2 protein-coding genes are annotated in these 1,420 nt (G+C 31.5%); both read right to left on the bottom strand.

Going from position 1 to position 1,420, the window contains the following annotated elements; genetic code table 11:
- Positions 1 to 480, bottom strand: a 480-nt coding sequence (locus CIK90_RS02170) for a glycosyltransferase family A protein (RefSeq protein ID WP_144007198.1), incomplete at its 3' end; no start/stop codon positions are given.
- A partial coding sequence (locus CIK90_RS02165; RefSeq protein WP_094464235.1) for a polysaccharide pyruvyl transferase family protein occupies positions 477 to 1,420 on the bottom strand: 944 nt, incomplete at its 5' end. The genes CIK90_RS02170 and CIK90_RS02165, both read right to left, overlap by 4 nt.

Below are 1,420 nucleotides of genomic sequence, written 5' to 3'. Positions count from 1 at the left end.
ATGGATTGTTTGAAATTGAGAATGCCCCAACGTTGCTTTCAACAAATCCTTTGAGTTATAGATTTTTTCTTCTAGGTTATATCCTCGCTTTTCCACGTGATTTGTAGAATAATAATAATTCATTGGAAATATAATTAATGTATCACCATCAATACTACTCTTTAAAATTGATAGAGCATTATAATCCAACCAATCATCACCATCGAGAAAAAGAAGGTATTCACCTTTGGCATCTTCTATACCACGATTTCGAGTTGCTGATAATCCGACATTTGTCTGATTGATAATTTTGACATTTGCACTATCTTTAAAATCCTCTATATATTGCAACGTATCATCTGTTGACCCATCATTATAAACTAAAATCTCATATTCGGAATTTCCTATCCCTTTTTGATTTATACAAGAATCTATTGCTTGAGTAACAAGTTTTCCAAGATTATAAGCTGCAATAATTATTGAAAAAAATGGTTTTCTCATTTGTTTAAACTATTAATTAAATATTTAAGTGATTTATTTTTTAGCCCTGTAATATTTAACAAAATTTGATTTTCTAATTCTCCAAATGGTATTTCAATATCACTACAGTTATTATATACTTTGGCATGATTTATTCCACCTATTTCTTTCAGTAAGTCAACAACTCGAGAATCAATACTATCATGACTTTGAATGCATGTAATAAACGGTTTCTGAAATATCAACGAAAATGCAGTTCCATGGAAAGAATCAGTAATAACATAGTCTGCATGGGAAAACAAATAGAGAAATTCATTGGGTCCCTTAATATGAACGCTTATCTCTTTATATCTCCCTTTATGTTCACATGGTTCATTAAAGAACACTATCGGGAGATTGAGCTGTTTGTAAACTCTGTCTATATAATCAAATACATCAGGATATGGATTATAAGCATAGGCCATAAGGTAAACCAAGATATAGTGTTGGTCAGTCTTGAACATTGATTGTTCTGCCAATACACTCCATTGATCTGCTGATAACAACAATGTTGGGTCACATACATTTACACTATCCTTACCTGTTAGCTCTTTTACTATCTTTATACCCGAACGTTCACGTACTGATACATGGGCAAATTTCATCAACTCATTTTTATATACGTTGTTGAATACGTATGGCAATTTGTTTATTGTGAAACTTGAAGCATAAGAAATTCTTCTTGCTCCCTCAGGAGCAAAATCAAGTAAGAAACTAGTATCAAAACCTATATACTGTGGATTCCATACTTGGTCACTGCCTGACATATATATATCATACACAGGACATTCTGTCAATAGCTGCAACCTGGTGCTATATGAATGTTCAGTACAATGAAAATGTTTTTTATAAAATACTTCAAACGGATTTACCGAATCTTTATTAAATATTGATTTTATCCTCCTTAATACCGACATTACCA

The organism is Prevotella sp. P5-126, assembly GCF_002251185.1.
GTDB lineage: Bacteria > Bacteroidota > Bacteroidia > Bacteroidales > Bacteroidaceae > Prevotella.
Note: the sequence above shows the minus strand (reverse complement) of the source record. Positions and strands in the feature narration are given on the sequence as shown.